Here is a 3,897-nt window from a genome sequence, read left to right as displayed (position 1 = left end):
ACCAAGACGACATGGGAGAACGGAGCTACCAAAAGTGAGTTAAGCTTATCTCCTGCTACAACTTATGCTCCCGGAACATTATATAAAAACACGGTCACAGATGAAGACGGAAATCCAACAGTGGAATTTAAGAATGGAAGAGGGCAGACCTTGTTAGTAAGAAAAGTGAATTCTACTGAAAATGCGGATACTTATTATGTGTATAATGAATATGATCAGTTAGCCTTTGTCATTCCTCCCAAAGCAGTTAACAAGGGGACGGGTGAGTCTTTACTTAATGATCTTTGTTATCAGTATCGCTATGATAGCAGAAACCGTTTGGCAGAAAAGAAACTTCCCGGTAAAGGCTGGGAATATATGGTGTATGATAAAGCGGATAGACTGATTTTGACGCAGGATGCCGTAATGGCACCCAAAGGCAAATGGCTTCTTACGAAGTATGATATTTTTGGAAGAGTAATTTATACAGGAATCATAAATTCAACGGCAAAGAGATCTGTTTTACAGGATCTAATCAAAGACTTAATCATCACAGAACCCCGCAGTGCTCAGGGATTTACCAGAAATGGGATGACGATTTATTATGTCAATAATTATTTCATGGTAGATACCGAAACTATTTTAAGTGTTAATTATTACGATACTTATCCCAGCTATAATTTTAATCCTCCATTTCCATCAACAATTCAGGGAGAGGCTACTTTAACAGAAACCATCTCTTCAGAAGGTAGAAGCACCAAAGGGCTTCCTGTGATGAGTCTGGTAAAGAATATTGAAAATGACGGCTGGACAAAGAACTACACCTATTACGACACCAAAGGAAGATCCATTGGAACTCATTCTATCAATCATTTGGGCGGATATACCAAGACAGAATCCAAACTGGATTTTGCGGGAGTAGCTCAAACCGTTATTACCAAACATAAAAGGCTGGAAACAGATTCTGAAAGAGTGATCACAGAGAATTTTGAATATGATCATCAGAACAGACTATTGGTTCATAAACATCAGGTAGATTCTAATCCTGTAGAAATCCTTACCCAAAATAAGTATAATGAACTCTCTCAGTTGGAATCTAAAAAAGTAGGTGGAATTTCTGTAGGTTCTTCGCTTCAACAAGTTGACTATAAATATAATATCAGAGGTTGGATGACAAAGATCAATGATCCTGTTAACCTGAATGGGAAGTTATTTGGCTATGAAATAAAATATACCAACCCTGTTAATCCACTCTATGCAACAGCAAGATATAACGGTAATATTGCAGAAGTGGATTGGAATATCTCCAATGATAATGTATTGAGAAGATATACTTATGATTATTATATGAATAATAAGCTAAAATTTGGGCATTACTCTGAGCCTTGGGCTACAGTTCCTCAAAACAGCTTTTACAGTGAGTATATTATATACGATCTGAACGGAAATATCACCCAATTATATCGTGACGCTAAGAATTCTTCTACTGGATTGGCTATGCAGATTGATAACCTTGAGTATACTTATTTAGGAAACAGATTGCAAACAGTAACAGACAGTACCCAGAATGATGCCGGTTATGAAGGAGGAGGTAACATCATAGATTATGACCTGAATGGAAATATGATCAATATGAAGGATAAAGGAATTAATTCTATTGCTTATAACTATCTTAATTTACCTGATGCTCTTTCTGTTATAGATAAAGACCCATTTATCACACTACCTGGAGTCGCTGATATAAATTATTTATACCGAGCAGATGGAACTAAGCTTCGCAAAAACTATTACAGACAAGGAAGAAAAGGAGTTGCTAGTACGTATTATATCATGGATTACTTAGATGGCTTTCAATATAGATATTTTGAAGGAGGATCTTGTATAACATGTCGTACAGAGTCCGCTTTTGAAGAACAGGCCTATAGGAAAGCTCCTGCAATTTTTCCTGATATTGACTTAACACCAAAATGGGTACTTGATTTTGTTCCTACCTCTGAAGGTTTTTATAGCTTTACAGAAAATCGTTATATTTACCAATATAAGGATCATCTTGGAAATATAAGAGTAAGCTTTGCTAAAGACAGCACGGGTGTTCTTGAAATTACAGACACCAACAATTATTATCCTTTTGGATTAAATCATGTAGGTGGAGATAAGGGGCTTCTGGGTGGTTATTTGAACTATAAGTACAACGGCAAGGAACTGCAAGAGACTGGAATGTATGATTATGGCGCAAGATTCTATATGCCGGATTTAGGAAGATGGGGCGTAGTAGATCCACTGGCTGAGAAAATGACGAGACATAGTCCTTATAATTATGCTTTCAATAATCCTTTGAGGTTTATTGATCCAGATGGAAGAGCACCTTTAACAGATTATTTTGGTTTAAGTGGAAATTATTTAGGAACTGACGGTGTTAATAATGGAAAAGTAAGAGTTGCATTAAATTCTACTGAAGAAAGTAGAATTACATCTTCAATTAAAGACGGAAAAGTAACTCTAAATTCTAATGCCTATTCAGATGGTCTAATTGATCTTCCTTCAGATAATTTAATATCCAGTATGGATGTAGCTTATTCTAATATGGAAGCTAGCGGAATGAATGAGCAAGCGATCGCAGTGGGAGATAAAAATGGTTTAGAAGGTTTAGCTACTGTTGCTAGTACGAGTAAGGGAAGTGTAAAAACGGGTTTGGCAGAAAATGAACTTACAGGTAAAGGATATGGTATAACACACAATATTCATACTCATGGTGCAGTATTGAAATTTGATACAAGTGGAAATGCTATTGTTGGTGGATTTAACCCATCTGGAGCCGATAAATCTGGAGGGCTTTTCACTCAACCAAATGCAGTTTTGGGATATGATGTCGCAACTAATACAAGTAAAATTACAAGTGCAGAAGTTACAAGCGCTCAAAGTACTATTGGGAATTTTGTTCCATTAAACCCAGCCAACTATAACAAAATAATAACTTATTATAATAATTCTGGTTCCGTTCATAGTATGAATTATGGTACTTTTAAAAATAATGTTGAAATAATAAAAGTAGGAGCTGCAATGATTAATCTTTCAAGACCTAGACCTCAATAATATGAAAAAACTTATTTTATTACTATTTTTATTTTTATTTACTTCTATTAATGCGCAAGAATTAAATTTGTATTCTTTAATTAATAAAAGTTATTCTATTAACAAAGGAGATTATTCTACTATTAATAATAAAAAATTAACTTTTATCATACCTAAGAATATCTCTTTTTTTAAAACAAATTATATTGAGGAAAAATATTCTTTTGAAATAATACCTTTGAAAAATGAAAATGATTTTAAAAATTTTCTTAAATCTCAAAATGATAATACATTTTTATTCGATATAATAATTGATAATATTTATGAAAACTCTTTAGTTGTAACAATAAAAATAATGTCAACTAATTATAAAATGTATTCTGAAGGGTCTTTTCCTTTTTATATTTTTGAAGATGAAAGGAGGGTGCTTCTCAAATATAATAATAAAAATAAAAAATGGGTTTTCTCTAAAATAATTGAAGTATCAGACGAACCCAGTACATAAGCTGGTAATGTCCAATGCTTACCTCGTTCCCCGCTGGCGCGAGCTTCCAGCTCGTGTCTTTAAATAATAAAAACCCCTCACAATATGTGAGGGGGTAAACTTCCCTGTTTTGGTAAACTTCCCTGTTTTTCAGACAAATTAAAATTATTAAATTTAGTTTGTTAAACATTATGAAAAAGAGCAAATTTTCAGAACATCAGATTATCAATATTCTGAAAGAATATGAATCTGGGAAAGCGACAAAAGATATTTGTCGTGAGCATGGAATTTCAGCAGCTACTTTCTACCAGTGGAAGCAGAAATACGGAGGAATGGATGCACAACATCTTAAGGAACTTAAA

The 3,897-nt window shown here is 33.9% G+C and carries 3 protein-coding genes; all 3 read left to right on the top strand.

The features are described from left to right. Nucleotides 1–3,072, top strand: a 3,072-nt coding sequence (locus GTR01_RS24710) for an RHS repeat-associated core domain-containing protein (RefSeq protein WP_228452339.1), incomplete at its 5' end; no start/stop codon positions are given. Between the two features lies 1 nt (nt 3,073). Then, complete coding sequence (locus tag GTR01_RS24315) at nt 3,074–3,556, top strand: hypothetical protein (RefSeq protein ID WP_160140282.1); 483 nt, start codon at nt 3,074–3,076, stop codon at nt 3,554–3,556. Nucleotides 3,557–3,726: 170 nt separating this feature from the next. Next, on the top strand, nt 3,727–3,897 hold a 171-nt coding region (locus GTR01_RS24310; RefSeq protein ID WP_160137224.1), incomplete at its 3' end, for a transposase.

It is taken from the genome of Chryseobacterium sp. c4a (assembly GCF_009900745.1).
Taxonomy (GTDB): domain Bacteria; phylum Bacteroidota; class Bacteroidia; order Flavobacteriales; family Weeksellaceae; genus Chryseobacterium.
This window is presented reverse-complemented; position numbering and strand designations above follow the sequence as displayed.